The sequence below is a fragment of the Mesobacillus subterraneus genome, assembly GCF_023715485.1.
Taxonomy (GTDB): domain Bacteria; phylum Bacillota; class Bacilli; order Bacillales; family Cytobacillaceae; genus Mesobacillus; species Mesobacillus subterraneus_B.
Map to the genome: position 1 here is coordinate 82,491 of NZ_JAMBOF010000002.1, position 17,441 is coordinate 99,931.

Consider the following 17,441-nt stretch of genomic DNA (forward strand, 5'->3'; position numbering starts at 1 on the left):
AGTTTTTCCGGCTTTACACCATGAAAAAAGCAAAAAAAGACAAAGCCAAATGATATTTCGGCAATGTCTTTCATTTCCCGAGAAATATGTCTAAACAATCACATGAATTAAGCAGGTTTTGTTTTTACTATGGCGGTTTTTGTTTTATTCATGCTTTTGAATACGATGAAAAAGTATGTTGAACCAATTAGATACAAACCAGCGGTAATTGTAAATACGGTCGCATAGCCCCAGTAGGAACCGTACTTAAGCACAATTCCAGTGGAAACTGGTCCCATAATTGCCCAGCCTAAATTAAAAACCATCTGGTTAACTGAATTGGCAAGGCCTTTCATCGAATCATCTACTTTTGACATCATCAATGACATTTGAATCGGATTTCCTGCATTCATGAGGGCCTGACGGAATAAAAATCCTAGCGCAGCCAGCCAAAATTGCTGAGTATAGGCAGTCAGAAGCAGAAATGGAAGAGACATAAGCTGTAAAATCACTACAGCTTTCACTTCACCGAGCCTGCGCACCACCATGGGTCCAATGATCATCGCCAGGGCTGTAGCCCCTTGTCCGAGCGAGATGACCAGTCCAATTAATGAATTAGAGGCCATGAACCTGTCTGCAAAATAAAGATTCAAATAGGGAATAACCAAGCCTGCACCAAAACCAATCATTAATTGAGCAACAGCAAATAGAAGGATAATTTTAATGCTGCCTTTATGAGTAATTGCCCAACTTGTTCCCTTGGACTTAGGCTGTCCTTGTGTTATAGGACGTTTTTCCACAAGCTTCATAATCGGCAAAAGCGCTGATAAGAACAGGAAAGCCCCGATGAACAATGTATACCTGATGCTATCCAGATCAGGGACAATCATTGCAAATAAATCTGTCATTATACCGCCGAAAAGGCTGCCGATAACATTGGCAGCTGTCATTGTCGCAAAATGGATGCTGAACAAATGTACGCGCTGTTCTGACCTAGAATTCTCTGCAAGCCACGGAATGATTGAAACCTGGATGAAGGCTGATGCCAGGCCCGTTCCAAATGCAAATAAAACCAGTAAAGATTGTGCTTCGACCATACTTCTTGCGAATAAAATAACCCCTGTCGACATGGCTCCATAAAGCATTAGCTTCTTTCTGCCAACCTTGTCACTCATTATCCCTGCCGGAATCAACACGAGTGCAGTTGCCAGAGATGTCATCGAGATGACCTTGCCATTAACAAGCTCATTAAAGCCCAGCTCCCGAATATAGAAATTATAAATGACCATGAAAATTCCAAGTCCAATTTGCGTTAAAATATTCGCGAAAAAGGTTAATTTTATATTTCGATTGTAGCCTTTGATTTGTTCTGCCCATTCATTATAAAGAGCCATTTAAATTTCGCCTCTCGATTATTTCGGTACTCTAAATATAATAATATCTTTGGAACGATATGTAAATCATTTCAACACGTTATAATGAATTTTTAAATTTTTTTCTTCCTGTTTTTGGGCAAAAAAAAACGGCTTAGCCGCTTGTCTTAACATTCTCTAGATTTTTCAGCTTCTCAAATAAATAAGGGACAGATTGAAAGGCATATATCTTCTCTTGAACCTCTCCCTTATTTACGACAATCAGACAAGGAACACTTTCGATTTCAAAGCGCTCTGCCATTTCAGGCAGGTAATTTAAATCCGCTTTGCCGGAATTAATTTCAGGAAGGAGTTGCTCAATAACCGTCAGCATTTTCCCAGCAACTAGGCATGTTCCGCACATAGGCGTATAAAAATAAAGGTATCCCGTCTTCTTTTCCGCAAAAAAAGCTTCCACGTCTTCCTTAGTCCACTCTTTCATCTACAGTCATCCTTTTTCTAAATACTCTGCATGAACGTCGATATTTGCTCCAATCAAAACTGTAGCAAGATGGTTTTCCGGTGCCGTTGCCACCTCTCTGTACATCTTATCAATGTACAAATGGTTCGCTTCGGGAAATTCCCGCTTGAATTGTTTCCTTAGCTTCTCACCGGATGCATCAGCATCCACAAGAATATAAACATCTTTATCAAAAAGTGAATCAATCAGCTCATCTAGCTTTGAAACACCTATCGTTCCATTTGTACATATAATTTCAACCGGTTCCTTCAGCACGGTCTGTACTTTCCTTTTGTCTGACGAGCCTTCCACTATGATCACCTTGTGATTTTCGTCCATCGCCATAACCACCTATGCACCAGAAGATAATTGCTTTACATTATTATAAACATTATTGAAAAATTTGTGCTGTTAAGTACTTATTTCTATTGTCACTGTTTTTGAATTAGAATGCAAAAATTTAGACTAGCCTATTTTTCCTTCGAGATGACAGAAATTCATATGAATTATTCCTAATAAAAAAACAGCGGCTTGGCTGGCCGCTGCTTTCCGCTTAACACCAGCCGCCTTCATCACAATCAGTGTACCGAGGTTCTGACTGATCCGGCACTGATACATGCTGGTAAATCCTATTCTGTTCTGATACAAAGTGATGCCCTAGCTCAAGCTGGACCCCTTCAGGCAGATTAATCTTTCCGATTGGTTCATTTTCCAGATACAGCTGAATTCTTCCGTTCTCTATCTTCCCTGTTACCCTGTCAGTGATGTCTAATTTTTGTTGGTTAAGTGTCATCGCTGTTCTCCCTTTTTACGTTAGTCGGTACTCATAGTCTGTCCGAAAACAGCATTTGAAGTGATGGAAAAATGTTGGAGTAAAAAAGGTGTTTTGTCCTAATAAAAAGCAAAGACGCCTTGAAAGCATCAAGGCGTCTTATTGGATAATTATTCTTTTGTCATTTCTTCGTATTGTTCAGCTGTCATTAGCTTGTCTACTTCGCTGCTGTCAGACAGTTCCACAACGATCATCCATGCTTTTTCATATGGAGATTCGTTTACAAACTCAGGGCTGTCGTTTAGGTCTTCGTTTACTTCTACTACTTTACCGCTTACCGGAGCATAAAGCTCAGAAACAGTTTTTACAGACTCAACACTTCCGAATGGCTCATCAGCAGTGATTTCGTCTCCTACTTCAGGAAGTTCTACGAATACGATGTCACCTAGTTCAGATTGAGCAAAATCAGTGATGCCGACGCGAACCTTTTCTCCTTCAACTTTTACCCACTCATGTTCTTCAGAATAACGCAACTCATTTGGTGTATTCATTTACTATCCCTCCATTTGTATATCTCTATCGATTAATATCGATGGGACCAAACTTAAAGCCAGGCTTTTTCGTATTCTTCCTCTTTAAAGCCCACAGTTACTTTTTCCCCGTCTGTCAACAGCGGGCGCTTGATTAGCATTCCGTCAGATGCAAGCAATTCTAACAGCTCGCTCCTGGATGCTGTCTTGATTTTGTCCTTCATTCCCAGGTCCCGGTATTTCTGGCCGCTCGTATTAAAAAACTTTTTAATATCAAGGCCGCTTTTATCTAGCATTTCTTCAAGCTCAGATCGGGAAGGAGGATTTTCGACAATATGTATTTCATTATAGTCTGCATCATGCTGGTCTAACCATTTCTTAGCATTTCTGCAGGTGCCGCATTTAGGGTACCAATAAAACGATTTTGCCATTTTTTCACCACCCTTGCTAGTATCCCATTATTTATTCCCTCTAAACGGATAGTAACATACTATGGTGGCAAAATTCTAACATTCCGTGTTTAATTTCCCACAATATTTTTGGCATCCATTACTTATTTCAACAAAAGCTGCAAAAATCCTTCTTCATCTAAAATTAAACCCGTTGATGCCCTAAGAACAAAAAGCGCAAGCACCTCGTTCAGCCCCGACAATCGCTGGAGGGTCTGACAGAGAAGTCGTTCTTTGACTTCATTGGCAGGACCGAAATCGAAATGTATAGCCGACTGCCCAGAAACGCAGAAACTGGAGACTCCACCAAAGAAGCGCTTTTTGCTTCTGCCGGGGAAGTTGAAGTTTCGGAGTTTCTAGGAGGCGACACTAGACAATTCGAAAAGCGGAGGCGACTGTTCAACTCCGACAAGCGCTGGAGGGCCTGACAGTGAAGTCGTTCTTTGACTTCATTGGCAGGACCGAAGCGTCTCGAGGGGCTAGGCGCTGGAGCTGGATTAAGAATACTACATGAGGTTATCCACAACTAATACTTTTTTATTTCCTAAAGAAATATAAAACACCCCTCCCGCAAACGAGAGGAGCGTCCTAATGTAAATTATACTACAAAGCGTTCTGCTTCGGTCAGCTTTTCAGCTGCTTCACGCTTTTTAGCGATTACGTTGATTGGTGTGTGTCTAGTGAACTTGCGCAAAGCGGAAGTCAGCATGCGCAGCGCATCGCCTTCTTCAGTCGCAACAAGCGTTTCTTTAGCATCGCGTTCGATATCATTGAATGCTTCCTGGCAGAAGATCTGTGTGTAAAGAAGCTTTTGCTTGCTCTTCTCCAGTCCATCTTTTGCGATCGCCTTTTCAGTACGGAGGACAGCTGATTCCATTGAATAAGCGTTAGAAATAATATCCGCGATATTTACCAGGATTTCCTGTTCTCTTTCTAATGCCTTGCCAAACTTCTGGGCTGCCAATCCTGCAGCTAGCAAACCAATCTTTTTCGCATTCTTCACGAGGTACTTTTCTTGTGCAAGCGGCTCATCGCCTGGCTCTTCAGGCATAAGCATCATCAGTTCTTCCTGAAGCTGCTGGGCTTTTTGCAATAAAGGAAGCTCGCCCTTCATAGCTTTGCGCAGGAATGTTCCAGGCACTAACAGGCGGTTGATTTCATTTGTTCCTTCAAAAATACGGTTGATCCTTGAATCACGGTACGCTCTTTCGATTTCATATTCCTGCATGAAACCGTATCCGCCGTGGATCTGGACGCCTTCATCTACGACATAGTCAAGTGTTTCTGTAGCGAAGACCTTGTTCATTGAGCACTCAATTGCGTATTCGGCGATTGAATCAGCAACAGCTTTACCATTGTTGATTTCTTCGTCTGTCAGCTGGTTCATTCTATCTTCGAACAATCCTACTGTACGGTATACTGAGCTTTCAGTAGCATATATTTTGGAAGCCATCGTTGCAAGCTTTTCCTTTGTCAGGTTGAACTGGGAAATCGGCGTTTTGAATTGCTGGCGCTGGTTTGCATATTTGACTGTCAGGCCAAATGCCTGCTTAGCACCACCAGTAGCGCCTACACCTAACTTATAACGGCCGATGTTAAGGATGTTAAAGGCGATGAGGTGCCCTTTACCAGCTTCTCCTAGAAGATTTTCAACCGGAACTTGTGCATCCTCAAGAATCAATGTACGTGTCGATGAGCTCTTGATACCCATTTTCTTTTCTTCAGCACCTACTGATACTCCTGGGTATTCTCTTTCAACAATGAAAGCTGTGAATTGTTCGCCATCGATTTTAGCGTAAACAACGAATACATCAGCAAAACCGGCATTGGTGATCCATTGCTTTTCACCATTCAGTACGTAGTGAGTGCCTTCTGCATTCAACTTGGCTGTTGTCTTTGCACCCAAAGCGTCTGATCCTGAACCTGGCTCTGTAAGTGCGTATGCAGCAAGCTTTTCTCCTGTTGCCAGAACTGGCAAGTACTTTTGCTTTTGATCTTCATTGCCGAAAAGCACGATTGGAAGTGAACCGATTCCTACATGCGCTCCGTGGGAAATAGAGAAACCGCCGGCTACAGCCATTTTTTCCGCGATCAGGGCTGAACTGATTTTATCAAGGCTTAAACCGCCGTATTCTTCAGGAACATCTGCACCAAGAAGCCCAAGCTCCCCGGCTTCCTTCAATAGTTTCACCGTGCGGTCAAATTCATGCTGTTCAATATATTCAACCTGAGGCAATACTTCGTTCGTAACGAAGTCCTCAGTCGTTTTTGCGATCATTTTGTGCTCATCAGTGTAATCCTCTGGAGTAAAAACCTGATCATACGTTACGTCTTCGATTAAGAAGCTCCCGCCTTTTACCAGCTTTTCTGTTTGGTTTTCCATTGAATATTCCTCCTGTCTATTTTGGGGAGGAGCTTAGCCCCTCCATTTTATAGTTAAATAGAGTTTTATAATAATTCGAATACTCCAGCTGCGCCCATACCGCCGCCGATACACATTGTCACGACGCCGAATTGCTCGTTGCGGCGCTTCATTTCATGGATGATGGAAAGAGTCAGCTTAGCACCAGTAGTTCCAAGCGGATGTCCCAGGGCGATTGCTCCGCCATTGACATTGACTTTATCCTCATCCAGTCCAAGCTCACGGATTACCTGGATGGATTGTGATGCAAATGCTTCGTTCAATTCGAATACACCAATATCAGATACTTGCAGTCCTGCTAATTTCAATGCTCTTGGGATTGCCACGACTGGCCCGATCCCCATGATTTCAGGCGGCACTCCGCCAAGTGCGAACGATCTGAACTTCGCCAATGGCTTCAATCCAAGGGACTCGGCTTTTTCCCGGTCCATCACCATGACGGCGGCTGCTCCGTCGCTTGTCTGAGAAGAGTTCCCTGCAGTTACCGTGCCATTGATCGAGAACGCCGGGCGAAGCTTTGCAAGAGTTTCCATATTCGTGTCAGGGCGGACGCCTTCATCCTGTTTGAATTGGAAAGTCTTTTCTGCAAGCTTATTGTCTTTTCCTACTGTCCGTACAGTTACATCGACAGGAACAATTTCTTCCTCGAACTTCCCTTCCTGGATCGCTTTTGCTGCACGCTGATGGCTTCTTACTGCGAACGCATCCTGGTCCTCACGGGAAATGCCGTATTTTTTTGCTACTTCTTCTGCTGTATGGCCCATCCCCATATAATATTGCGGGGCAGTTTCTGCAAGCTTCGCATTCGGACGGACAACATGGCCCATCATCGGCACAAGGCTCATGGATTCTGCGCCTCCAGCGATGATTGTGTCTGCATGGCCTAGCATGATTCTTTCAGATGCATTGGCAATTGCCTGTAAACCTGAAGAACAATAGCGGTTGATTGTGATGGCTGGCACTTCATGCGAAAGTCCTGCAAGAGCGCCGATATTGCGCGCCATATTCAATCCCTGCTCTGCCTCAGGCATTGCACAGCCGATGATAAGATCATCGATATTCCCTTCATAATTGCCTGCGCGCTTTAGAGTTTCTCTTACAACGAGAGCCCCTAGATCATCTGGACGCACATTAGCAAGCGTTCCTTTCTTTGCTCTTCCTACCGGTGTCCGGGCTCCGGCTACGATTACCGCTTCTCTCATCTCATTCCCTCTCTTTCCTTGGATGTTCAATTTATTCCTAGTCGATTTAACAGGTAAAATATGAATCTATTAATTGCGCAATGGCTTGCCTTTTACGAGCATATGCTGCATGCGCTGCTGTGATTTAGGTTCAGCCACAAGGCTTAGGAATGCTTCTCTTTCAAGATCAAGCAAGTATTGCTCATCGACTTCGGTTCCGTATGGTACTTTTCCGCCGGCGATGACATACGCAAGCTTTTTCGCGATTTTCAGATCATGTTCGGAAATATAGCCTGAAAGATGCATTGTCTGTGCACCAAGAAGCAATGTTGCATATCCTGGTTCTCCCGTTACAGGAACTTTCCTTCTCACTGGAGCCTTATAACCGCTTTCATAAAGATTCAAAGCAGCTTGTTTTGCATCATACAACAGATGATCGCTGTTCACGCTGATGCCATCTGCTTCATTTAAGAAGTTATTCTCACGTGCTTCCTCGCCTGAAGTTGATACTTTTGCCATCGCAATTGTTTCGAATACTTTGTTGGCAACCTTTTGAAGGTCGAATTCCACGCCTTTTGGCAGTCCTTCCAGATGCTTGATGTAAAGCTCCTTGTTTCCGCCGCCGCCAGGAATCAGGCCGACACCTGCTTCAACAAGACCCATGTAGGTTTCCATTGATGCCTGGATATGGGCTGCCGGCAAGCACATTTCTGCTCCTCCGCCAAGAGTCATGCCAAATGGTGCAGCAACGACTGGTTTAGAGCAGTATTTGAGTTTCAAAGTCGTCTGCTGGAATTGGCGTACGACCATATCAAGATCCCAAATGTTATCATCCTGGGCCTCCATCAAGATCATCGCCAGGTTGGCTCCTACCGAGAAGTTCTTGCCCTGGTTGCCGATGACAAGTCCCTTATAATTCTTTTCAACCTCGTCAATTGCGAAGTTGATCATCTGGAGGATATCCGGGCCGATTGAGTTACTGTGTGAATGGAATTCTAGAAGAGCGATCCCATCGCCAAGGTCGATCAGGCTTGCTCCGCCATTCTTCTTGATGACCCCATTTTGCTTTTTAAGCAGCTTCAGGTTGATGACCTTTTGATTCTCTTCAACAGCTGCATATTCGCCATTGTGGTAATAGCTAAGCACCCCGTCCTCTTCTTTATAAAAGGAATTGAAGCCTTTCTCGACCATTTCTTTCACCCAAGCAGGAACAGTCTTGCCTTCAGCTTCCATTTTGCTGATTGCCTTTTCTACCCCTAATGCATCCCAAGCTTCAAACGGTCCCATTTCCCAGCCGAAGCCCCATTTCATTGCACGGTCGATAGCGACGACATCATCGGCAATCGTTCCTAATAACTCAGCTGAGTAAACCAGTACAGGACTGAAAATATTCCATAGCAGTTCACCTGCGCGATCATGCGCATAAACAAGCGCTTTCATTTTATTTGCCAGGCCTTTTTCCTGCTTGCTCATTTCGGTAGAAGCAGTCTTTAACTTTTTGCGAGGCCCGTATTCTAATGTTTGCGGGTCCAATTCAAGGATTTCTTTGCCCTGCTTCAGGAAGAATCCTTGACCTGACTTGCTTCCAAGCCAGCCGTTTTCAAGCATCTTCTTCATGAATTCAGGTACTTCAAATACTTCCTTCTCTTCGCCGTCGACCTGGTCATACACGTTCTTCGCAACATGGGCGAAAGTATCGAGGCCAACAACGTCCAGCGTGCGGAATGTTGCGCTCTTAGGGCGTCCAATCGTCGGGCCCGTCACTGAGTCAACTTCTCCAACACTGTAGCCGCCTTTGATCATTTCTCGAACAGTAACAAGCAATCCATAAGTTCCAATCCTGTTCGCGATGAAGTTAGGTGTATCCTTTGCTTCTACCACACCCTTGCCAAGCTTATCTTCGCCAAACTTCTTCATGAAGGAAAGAACCTCAGGGTCCGTATCTTTAGTAGGAATCACTTCAAGCAGCTTCAAATAGCGCGGCGGGTTGAAGAAATGTGTTCCAAGGAAATGTTTCCTGAAATCATCCGTACGCCCTTCCGCCATTGCCTCAACTGAAATACCGGAAGTATTGGAGCTGATGATGCTTCCCTGTTTGCGGTATTTATCTACATCAGTGAATACTTTTTTCTTTATATCAAGATTTTCAACAACTACTTCGATTACCCAGTCAACATCTTTCAGCTTTTCCATATCGTCTTCAAAGTTACCCGCTTCAATTAGAGCAAGATTTTTCTTGGAGGCCAAAGGTGCCGGTTTTTGCTTTAACAGCTTTTGCAGCGCGCCTGCACTAATCCGGTTGCGAACCTGCTTGTCTTCAAGTGTCAAACCCTTTGCTTTTTCCTGTTCTGTTAATTCCCGAGGTACGATATCCATCAGCAATGTCGGTATACCGATGTTGGCCAGATGTGCTGCAATCCCTGATCCCATGACTCCAGATCCAAGAACTGCCGCTTTTTGAATTTGTCGCATCAAATTTGTCTCCCCCTTTGACTCTTTTTGAATGAATACTCATTCATTTTTGCTTCAAAAAAAATAGGCATATAAATGAGTTCTGTTAATTACTACTATAAAATATTTAAAAAATTTCCGCAATAATAAGGTGCGGAAAAAAGAAAATTTTTTGAATTTTACAATCGCTATTATATCTCCTGCGATTGGGCAACCTAAAAAAGCGGTCATAAGGTCGCTGATTTCTATAAAAAGATGGAGGTACGATCATGGCAAGAATGAAGAAGCATCCGTCGAAGGCTGGTGTCAGCGCAGCGAGCGTGAAAGGAAATGCAGGGCCTTCAATGGGCCAGGGCGGCGAAGGAAAAGTCAACAGCCAGAACAGCCAATATAAAAAATAAAAAAACAGGCTGACTTTTGTCAGCCTGACTCATTTTATTTCTTGAACATTCCTTTAAGGACAAATGCAACGTTTGCCGGGCGCTCAGCAAGGCGGCGCATGAAATAGCCATACCAGTCTGTGCCATAAGGGACATAAACACGCATTGTATATCCTTCATTCGCAAGCTGGAGCTGTCTTTCCGGCATGATGCCATAAAGCATCTGGAATTCGAACTGGCTTTTTGGAATGTTATTCGCTTTTGCGAATTCTTTTGTGAAATTGATGATATTGTCATCATGTGAAGCAACTGCTGTGTAATTTCCATTCAGCAAGTGCATTTTGATGATTTTCTTAAAGTTTTCATCAACATCCTTTTTCTCAGGGAACGCCACTTCAGGTGACTCCTTATAAGCACCTTTTACAAGGCGGAGATTTGGAGAATATTGATTCAGATCTTCAATGTCCTTTTCAGTCCTGTATAGATAGGCCTGAATAACGGTTCCGATGTTCTCGTACTCGGATTTAAGCTGTTTGAAGATATCGAGTGTCTTCTGGCAGCGTTCATAGTCTTCCATGTCGATGGTTACGAAAACGTTATTCTCTGTTGCGGCATCCATGATTCGGCGCATATTGTTCATGATCACCTTATCTGAGATATCAAATCCCATTGAGGTCATCTTGACACTTACCTGTGCATTCAGTTTTTCACGGCCGATTGCCTTGATTGCTTCAATTGTATTGTCTGCTCTCTCATTCGCTTCCTTTTCATTGTCAACGAACTCACCTAAGTAATCGACTGTCACAGCCAAATTTTTCTGATTCAGACCCTTGATGACCTCAACAGCCTGATCCACTTTCTCTCCAGAAACGAAGCGTTTCGCCCCTAAGCGCAGACCGTATTTCTTGGCCATTTGGGTAAAAAATTTATTTTTCGATAAAAATAGAAAGAAGTCCCTCATTAATTGTTCCATAGCTTTTCCTCCCCTGTGATGAAAACGATTACAATACCCCTTAAAAAAAGTTGCTTCATCTTATATATATTTTGCAAAATCATTTTATCACTTTTTCAGGTCTTTGAATATTACTTTTGTACGAAAATGTTCTTTTTTGATAAATCATCTCCTGCATACTTTATTTTCGCACGGGAAGGATAATATTCGATGAAATAAACATTATACAGGAGGTAAAAATATGCAGCAGCAAAACATGAATTTTCAAAGCCAGCAGCAAGGAATTATGCAAACTCCCCCTTCAGTTGTTTCGACAAAGGATTCTTTGTATTTGACCGATATGCTTTCCTGGAACTTACTCGCGATGAAAAAGGCTCATTTCTTCGCTGGACAATGCCAGGACCCTGAATTGAAGGCTGAAATTGAAAAATGCGGCCAAATGCACCAGAGACATTATGAAAAAATCCTGACGCACCTGAACAGCCCGCAGAACCAAGCTTATACTGGAATGCAATAAGAATAGCGCAAGCGCCTTGCAATAGTGCTATTTCAGGGCTGTAACTGACTAATAATAGGAGGAATAGCAGATGAATCAGAACCAGAACCAGCAAAAAATCCAAAATCCAGAAACAAAGATCCAAAAGACACCGCAAATGAATGACCGTGATTTCATCAACGATATTTTGACGACAGAAAAATATATGACAGATGCATATACTCAGGCTCTTCATGAAGCCAGCCATGATCAACTTTATCAGGATGTACTGGCGATCTATACTGAAACTGCCAATGCCCAGCGCAGCATATACAACCTGATGTTCAAGAAAGGCTGGTACGCAATCGAGGCTGCCGACTCACAAAAACTGCAACAATCTCATCAGCAATTCCAGGGTTACTCTGCACAGTTCCCATATGGCAGCCAGCTGCAATAAGAAAAGCGCAAGCGTCGGGGATGAAAACTGGCTAGGCGCTGGAGCTGGACAATTCTCGAAGTGAAAATTACACTCTCGTAAAAAATAACCATCCCGCTATCGGGATGGTTATTGCTTATTTCTGGCGGTTCTTTTCGTTTAGTTCTTTAACTTCGGAGATCACGTTTTTAATTTGTTCTTTCGCGTCAGGGTATTCAGCATTCCAATGCTTCGCAAGCGGAGGCATTGATTTGGCGATATGGCTGTATAGGATCCACGTTCTCACTTTATCAATATTTTCAGCGGAGGCTTCCCCCACTAGAAGTTCTGTATACTTTTCCATCAGTCCATCGATTTGTTCAGTAATATTTTTATTCATTTTATGCATGCATCCTTTCAACATTTTCTATACCCAAAATAACATCCTCAATACGATAAAGCGAGATTATTTCCTCGTGGATGTTGGCCTAACCAATAATTATTACAGCTTAGAATTAATTTTTTCATAAACATCCCAATTTCGGAAAGAATAAGTTTAAATCCAGATTGGCGGAGATTTTTATGAAACAGTTATTTAAGAAAAAAATGATGAAAGAACTTGAGAAAGAAGCTGCCAAACAAGATACTCAGGGCAATACTGGTCAAGAACAAGACAATTACCTGAATGATCACGGATGGGAAATTCTTTTCAAAAAATCTCACGACTTTAAGAAGACCTTTTACGTGAACCAAAAAACAGGAAAAAAGTTTTGTTTTTCATTTATAACTACTTTAATAGATGAAAGCATTTTGCAAAACAACGCCCTTCCCTACCTTCTTGAGAGAGACTTTAAATATATTGAAGATGTTAAAAAGCTAATACCAATTGCGGATGTCCAAATTTCCGAGAGAAACGAGGATATCGAGAAAAAGCTTTTTAACGGGTATGTCCTCCTTACGTTGGAAGGTGAAGAAAAGTGTTTTGCTTTCATCGCCGCACAAAAAGAAATAGTCAGAAATGTTGCCCAGCCAGAGGTTGAGTTCAGCGTAATTGGACCAAAAGAATCCTTTGTGGAGTCGATGGATCAAAACCTTAATCTTATCCGCAAGAGAGTTCCAGTAAAAGAGCTGATTATTGAAAACTATACTGTTGGGACACTATCGCACAGCGGTGTAGCAATTCTCTATATTGATGGCATTACAAACACCGACAATGTTGATACCGTAAGACAAAGAATCAAAGAAATAGAATTTGATGAAATCACTGATAGCTCTTATATCGTCCAGTTGATTTCAGATAATGAAAACTCCCCGTTCCCACAGTTGCTGGATACGGAAAGGCCTGACCGAGTAGCTGCAATTCTTGCGGAAGGTAAAGTGGCGATACTTGTTGATGGCTCACCGCATGCATTGATTGGTCCAACAACACTGGTGGAGTTCTTTGGTTCATTCGAAGACTATTTTTTGAACTATTTACTGTCATCATTTTTCCGATTGGTCCGTTTGTTTGCGGTTGCCTTCTCGATTTTAATAACACCTATTTATGTAGCGGCCCTTTCCTATCATTACGAATTGATCCCAAAGGATCTTCTGAGCACGCTCATTACATCAAGGAGAGAAATTCCGCTCCCTCCTATTTTAGAAGCATTGTTCCTGGAGCTTACGATTGAGCTGCTGCGTGAGGCGGGTGCTCGCTTGCCTACAAAAGTCGGCCAGACGATCGGTATCGTGGGCGGGATTGTAATCGGAACGGCGTCAGTTGAAGCAGGCCTGACGAGTAACGTATTATTGATCATAGTCGCTTTGGCTGCGCTCGCATCCTTTACCACACCGGTATACCGTATGGGCAATACCATCAGGCTATTGCGTTTTCCTTTTCTATTCTTTGCGGAACTATGGGGATTGTTAGGAATTGTCATTTCCTTTTCTTTTCTGTTAACCCATTTAATTCGGCTTACATCACTTGGGCGTCCATTCCTGGAACCTTTATATCCGCCCCGGATTACAGATTTCAAGGATGCCATTATACGGCTTCCATTTAAAAAACAGTCTTTGCGGCCACAATATTTAAGGACAGAAAACCCTGTCCGTTTCAGTAAAGAAAAAGCGAAAGAAAAAAAGGATATTGATGAATGAGTATTGGAGGTGTCATGAAGCATGTCTCAGCAGCCGGTTCCTGAAAGATTGCAAATATCACCATTTCTTGTACTTTACTTAATTATGTCAATGCAAATTGGGATTGGTGTCTTAGGCTACCAGCGCATAATTGCTGAGGCTGCTGGTTATGATGCCTGGATTTCAGTTCTCGGAGCAGGTCTTAGTATTCATATTATCATATGGATGATTTATAAAATTTGCGGAACAGTTGATGGCGACATTGTAGCTGCAAATGCCTATGTATTCGGAAAAAAAATCGGCAATCTGGTCAGTTCCTTTTTCATTATCTATTTGCTGATTTTTGCTTTAGCAGTTTTGAGGACATTCATTGAAGTGATTCAAGTATGGATGTTTCCTGAATTAAGCATCTTCTGGTTCAGCTTAGTATTTTTGATTTTAGCTGTTTACATTGTTTTTGGTGGTTTTCGGACTGTAACCGGGATCGCCTTTTTCTGTATTGTACTTCCCAGCTACCTGTTGCTGACGTTCAGTTTCGCATTGAAATATGCTGATTTTAGAAACCTGCTTCCCATTTTTGATCATTCGGCAAAAGACCTTATCACCAGTGCTTACAAAATGTCCCTTACCTATATTGGGTTTGAAATTCCACTCTTTTTCTACCCATTTATAAAAGACGCCCCAAAGTCCCAAAAATGGGCTCACCTAGGCGTCTTCTTAACAACGATTATCTATACAATATTGGCAATTGTAACTTTCACCTATTTTTCAGAAGATCAGCTGGCTAAATCGATCTGGGCCACGCTCGAGATGTGGAAGATTGTAAGCATGCCATTTGTCGAAAGGTTTGAATATATTGGAATCGCCAACTGGAACTTAATTATTCTCCCAAATATCTGTATCGCTCTATGGGGTTCGAGCATGATTTTAAAAAGAGCTTTTAAGCTTCGACAAAAAAAAGGTGTTATTATCCTGGCTCTCTTTTGTTTAATAGCAATTAACTTTTTCGATACGCGGGCAAAAATAAACTTTTTGAATGACTGGACAGGAAAAATTGGTTTTGGAGTCACGTATCTATATATTCCTTTTTTGTTCATAGCCACTATGATTGTCAAGAAGGTGAAAAATAAATGATTGCTAAAAAATTCATTCTTTTCATCGTTGTTTCTTTGCTAATGGCCGGATGTGTGGAAAAAGAAATCATTGATGATGTTAATATTGAAATGGGCCTTGGATATGATCTTAAGGAAGACGATAAGATTGAAGGTACAGTCATGATTCCAGTTTTCAACCCTGACAAAAGAATTGGCAATTTCACCTTTTCGGCAACAGCCACCAGCGCCAGGGATTTACTTCAGGAAATCCAGCGTAAATCCGCCCAGCCGGTCGTAACCGGCTCTCTTGAGATTGCTCTCTTTGGAGAGGAAATGGCCAAAAAGGGAGTTATTGAGTTAATTGATTCATTCGAACGGGATGCTAGTATTGGTGCGAGAGTTTACCTTGCTGTCGGCGAAGGGAATGCCAAGGATATATTGTCGGGCACTTATGGAAACAGGGGGAACGCAATCCATTTATCTGATTTGATCAAGCAGAATACGGACAAGCGTAATTTGCCAAAAACAAACCTCCATTTATTTTTATTTGATCATTACCAAAAAGGGAAAGACCCTTACATGCCTATTTTAAAAAAATTAGAGGCAGAAATCATAGACATTGTCGGTGTTGCTCTTTTTAAAGGTGATAAGATGGTACATACTATCCCGGCTGATAAGATGTTTTTCTTTAAGCTGCTTACGGATAAATTCAGCCAAGGTAGTTTTAAAATAAAAGTAAGAGAAGAAGAAGAGCAAGCCGCAATCAGGGATCTTGATTCAAAAAACAAATTCAAACTAACAAAAAGAGACCCATACAGCATTACGGTTGAGATTAAAATTGAAGGTATCATCCGAGAATACACAGGGCAAATGCTGACTCCCGCAATGATCAAAAAGATTGAAAAAGAACTCGAAAACACGGTGAACGAAGAATGCTCCACATTGATTGCCGACTTTCAGGGGCATGGCGTAGACCCCATCGGTTTCGGCCATTTTATCAAGAGCAAAACAAGAGGCTTTGATTTTAAAAAATGGGAAGATGACTACAAAAATTTGACGGTACATGTAAAAACTGATGCAAAAATAACGGAGGTAGGCATCGTTGAATAAGAAAAGCGCATAAAGGAAGAGCAGGAATCCTGGGATCCCTGCTCTTTTATGTGTTTGTCGAAAACATATATTTCTTATAGTGGTACCGGATTGAGAAAATCAAGCTGACGGCAAGCATATTCCCCATCAGCGAGCTTCCTCCGTAGCTGATGAAGGGCAATGGAATACCTGTGATTGGCAGCAATCCTATGGTCATGCCAATGTTTTGGAACACGTGGAAGGTGATCATGCTTATGACCCCTACACAAATGTACGTGTAGAAATCGTTTTTCGTTTCCATGCCGATTTTAGTAATTTGGTAAATCAGGAGGAAAAATAAGCTGACTAATATGCTGGCGCCTACGAATCCAAATTCTTCTCCGATGATACTGAAAATAAAGTCAGTGTGGCTTTCAGGCAAGTATACTTCCCTTGTGCCGTAGCCCTTCCCTACCGTTTCACCGGACCCGATTGCAAGCAACGACCTCGTCAGCTGGAATCCGGTTGTGCTCTGGTAATTATAAGGGTCGATCCAGGAATAAATTCGCCCGAATTGGTATTCCTTCACTCCAAGATACTTTTCAAGAATCTCAGGTTTCCAGATGACAAAATAAAAAATAATCGAAATGAGCGTTGCACCTGTACCGAAAATCGGCACAAGCAGTTTCCAAGTTATGCCTGAGATGAAGATCATCCCTAGCATTATTGCAATATATACTAGCGATGTCCCAAGGTCGGGCTGCTGCATGACAAGCATCAGCGGAACCATGGTCACAATGCCTATTTTAAGTAAAAGCCAAAAGTCAGACTGGATCGTCTTCAAGCGATATTTTTGATGATGGTCGACGATGACCCTTGCTAGCGCGAGGATGATAAACACCTTCACTAACTCAGAAGGCTGCAGCGTCCCCATTGCCGGAACCTTATACCAGCTCTTCGCTCCATTGATGACAGGAGCAATGCTAGCAGGAGCTGCAATCAATCCTGCCAGCAGCACAAGCCCGAAGCCATACGCATACCAGCTCAGCTTCTGCAGCTGGTCAGAGTCGAGCGTGATCACAGCCGTAATGATACCTGCGCCAATAATATACCAGATGATTTGTTTGAACAAAAAGTTCTCAGAGCCGTACTGCCCCGTCGTCTGTGCGCTGTAAATGGCTACACAGCTTGATAAAAACAATAATAGCAGTATAGTGACCAGCCCGTAATCGAGCCGGGAATTACTTTTTTGGTTTGAAGTCATGTTTATTCCCCTTTAAATGGAG

At 42.5% G+C, this 17,441-nt stretch carries 18 protein-coding genes; 6 read left to right on the forward strand and 12 right to left on the reverse strand.

What is annotated here, in order from left to right; translation table 11 throughout:
* Positions 1-107: 107 nt before the first annotated feature.
* The 9 genes from M3204_RS02975 to M3204_RS03015 form a co-directional block, all read right to left on the reverse strand.
* Positions 108-1,373 (reverse strand): MFS transporter, encoded by a 1,266-nt coding sequence (locus M3204_RS02975; protein ID WP_251478380.1) that lies wholly within the window; start codon positions 1,371-1,373, stop codon positions 108-110.
* Between the two features lie 133 nt (positions 1,374-1,506).
* Positions 1,507-1,833, reverse strand: coding sequence for a thioredoxin family protein (locus M3204_RS02980; protein ID WP_251478383.1), 327 nt, complete (start codon positions 1,831-1,833; stop codon positions 1,507-1,509).
* 6 nt (positions 1,834-1,839) lie between these two features.
* On the reverse strand, positions 1,840-2,190 hold the full coding sequence (locus tag M3204_RS02985) for a toprim domain-containing protein (protein ID WP_125479011.1): 351 nt from the start codon (positions 2,188-2,190) through the stop codon (positions 1,840-1,842).
* A gap of 214 nt (positions 2,191-2,404) precedes the next feature.
* Positions 2,405-2,644, reverse strand: a complete 240-nt coding sequence (locus M3204_RS02990) for a YusG family protein (RefSeq protein ID WP_251478386.1) — start codon at positions 2,642-2,644, stop codon at positions 2,405-2,407.
* Between the two features lie 149 nt (positions 2,645-2,793).
* Positions 2,794-3,174 (reverse strand): glycine cleavage system protein GcvH, encoded by a 381-nt coding sequence (gene gcvH / locus M3204_RS02995; RefSeq protein ID WP_251478389.1) that lies wholly within the window; start codon positions 3,172-3,174, stop codon positions 2,794-2,796.
* Positions 3,175-3,227: 53 nt separating this feature from the next.
* Positions 3,228-3,584 (reverse strand): arsenate reductase family protein, encoded by a 357-nt coding sequence (locus M3204_RS03000; protein ID WP_251478392.1) that lies wholly within the window; start codon positions 3,582-3,584, stop codon positions 3,228-3,230.
* Between the two features lie 616 nt (positions 3,585-4,200).
* Positions 4,201-5,985, reverse strand: a complete 1,785-nt coding sequence (locus M3204_RS03005) for an acyl-CoA dehydrogenase family protein (RefSeq protein WP_251478395.1) — start codon at positions 5,983-5,985, stop codon at positions 4,201-4,203.
* A 65-nt stretch (positions 5,986-6,050) separates the two neighbouring features.
* A complete protein-coding gene (locus tag M3204_RS03010) occupies positions 6,051-7,226 on the reverse strand; it encodes an acetyl-CoA C-acetyltransferase (protein WP_251478397.1) in 1,176 nt (391 codons plus the stop codon).
* A 69-nt stretch (positions 7,227-7,295) separates the two neighbouring features.
* Positions 7,296-9,677 (reverse strand): 3-hydroxyacyl-CoA dehydrogenase/enoyl-CoA hydratase family protein, encoded by a 2,382-nt coding sequence (locus tag M3204_RS03015; RefSeq protein WP_251479060.1) that lies wholly within the window; start codon positions 9,675-9,677, stop codon positions 7,296-7,298.
* A gap of 248 nt (positions 9,678-9,925) precedes the next feature.
* Between M3204_RS03015 and M3204_RS03020 the strand changes: the two genes are divergently transcribed.
* Entirely contained in the window at positions 9,926-10,057 is a 132-nt protein-coding gene (locus tag M3204_RS03020) for a YuzL family protein (protein WP_207502060.1), read from the forward strand.
* A 34-nt stretch (positions 10,058-10,091) separates the two neighbouring features.
* Here the strand turns inward: M3204_RS03020 and M3204_RS03025 are convergent, their stop codons facing one another.
* Positions 10,092-11,009 (reverse strand): proline dehydrogenase family protein, encoded by a 918-nt coding sequence (locus M3204_RS03025; RefSeq protein ID WP_251478398.1) that lies wholly within the window; start codon positions 11,007-11,009, stop codon positions 10,092-10,094.
* 220 nt (positions 11,010-11,229) lie between these two features.
* Between M3204_RS03025 and M3204_RS03030 the strand changes: the two genes are divergently transcribed.
* Both M3204_RS03030 and M3204_RS03035 read left to right on the forward strand, forming a co-directional pair.
* A complete protein-coding gene (locus tag M3204_RS03030) occupies positions 11,230-11,505 on the forward strand; it encodes a hypothetical protein (protein ID WP_251478400.1) in 276 nt (91 codons plus the stop codon).
* Between the two features lie 70 nt (positions 11,506-11,575).
* The gene (locus M3204_RS03035; RefSeq protein ID WP_251478402.1) at positions 11,576-11,920 is read left to right on the forward strand and encodes a spore coat protein; all 345 of its coding nucleotides are present in this window, start codon (positions 11,576-11,578) and stop codon (positions 11,918-11,920) included.
* A gap of 115 nt (positions 11,921-12,035) precedes the next feature.
* Here M3204_RS03035 and M3204_RS03040 read toward each other — a convergent pair whose 3' ends face one another.
* Entirely contained in the window at positions 12,036-12,278 is a 243-nt protein-coding gene (locus tag M3204_RS03040) for a YusU family protein (RefSeq protein ID WP_251478404.1), read from the reverse strand.
* Between the two features lie 182 nt (positions 12,279-12,460).
* Between M3204_RS03040 and M3204_RS03045 the strand changes: the two genes are divergently transcribed.
* From M3204_RS03045 to M3204_RS03055, 3 genes are read left to right on the forward strand one after another with little or no spacing between them, the layout of a single operon-like run.
* Positions 12,461-14,014, forward strand: coding sequence for a spore germination protein (locus M3204_RS03045; protein WP_251478407.1), 1,554 nt, complete (start codon positions 12,461-12,463; stop codon positions 14,012-14,014).
* 21 nt (positions 14,015-14,035) lie between these two features.
* Positions 14,036-15,127 carry a GerAB/ArcD/ProY family transporter gene (locus M3204_RS03050; RefSeq protein WP_251478410.1) on the forward strand — a complete coding sequence of 364 codons (1,092 nt, stop codon included), beginning with the start codon at positions 14,036-14,038 and terminating at the stop codon, positions 15,125-15,127.
* The gene (locus M3204_RS03055) at positions 15,124-16,197 is read left to right on the forward strand and encodes a Ger(x)C family spore germination protein (RefSeq protein WP_251478412.1); all 1,074 of its coding nucleotides are present in this window, start codon (positions 15,124-15,126) and stop codon (positions 16,195-16,197) included. Before M3204_RS03050 ends, M3204_RS03055 begins: the two co-directional genes overlap by 4 nt.
* 46 nt (positions 16,198-16,243) lie before the next feature.
* Here M3204_RS03055 and M3204_RS03060 read toward each other — a convergent pair whose 3' ends face one another.
* Positions 16,244-17,419 carry an FtsW/RodA/SpoVE family cell cycle protein gene (locus M3204_RS03060; RefSeq protein ID WP_251478415.1) on the reverse strand — a complete coding sequence of 392 codons (1,176 nt, stop codon included), beginning with the start codon at positions 17,417-17,419 and terminating at the stop codon, positions 16,244-16,246.
* Positions 17,420-17,441: the final 22 nt, after the last annotated feature.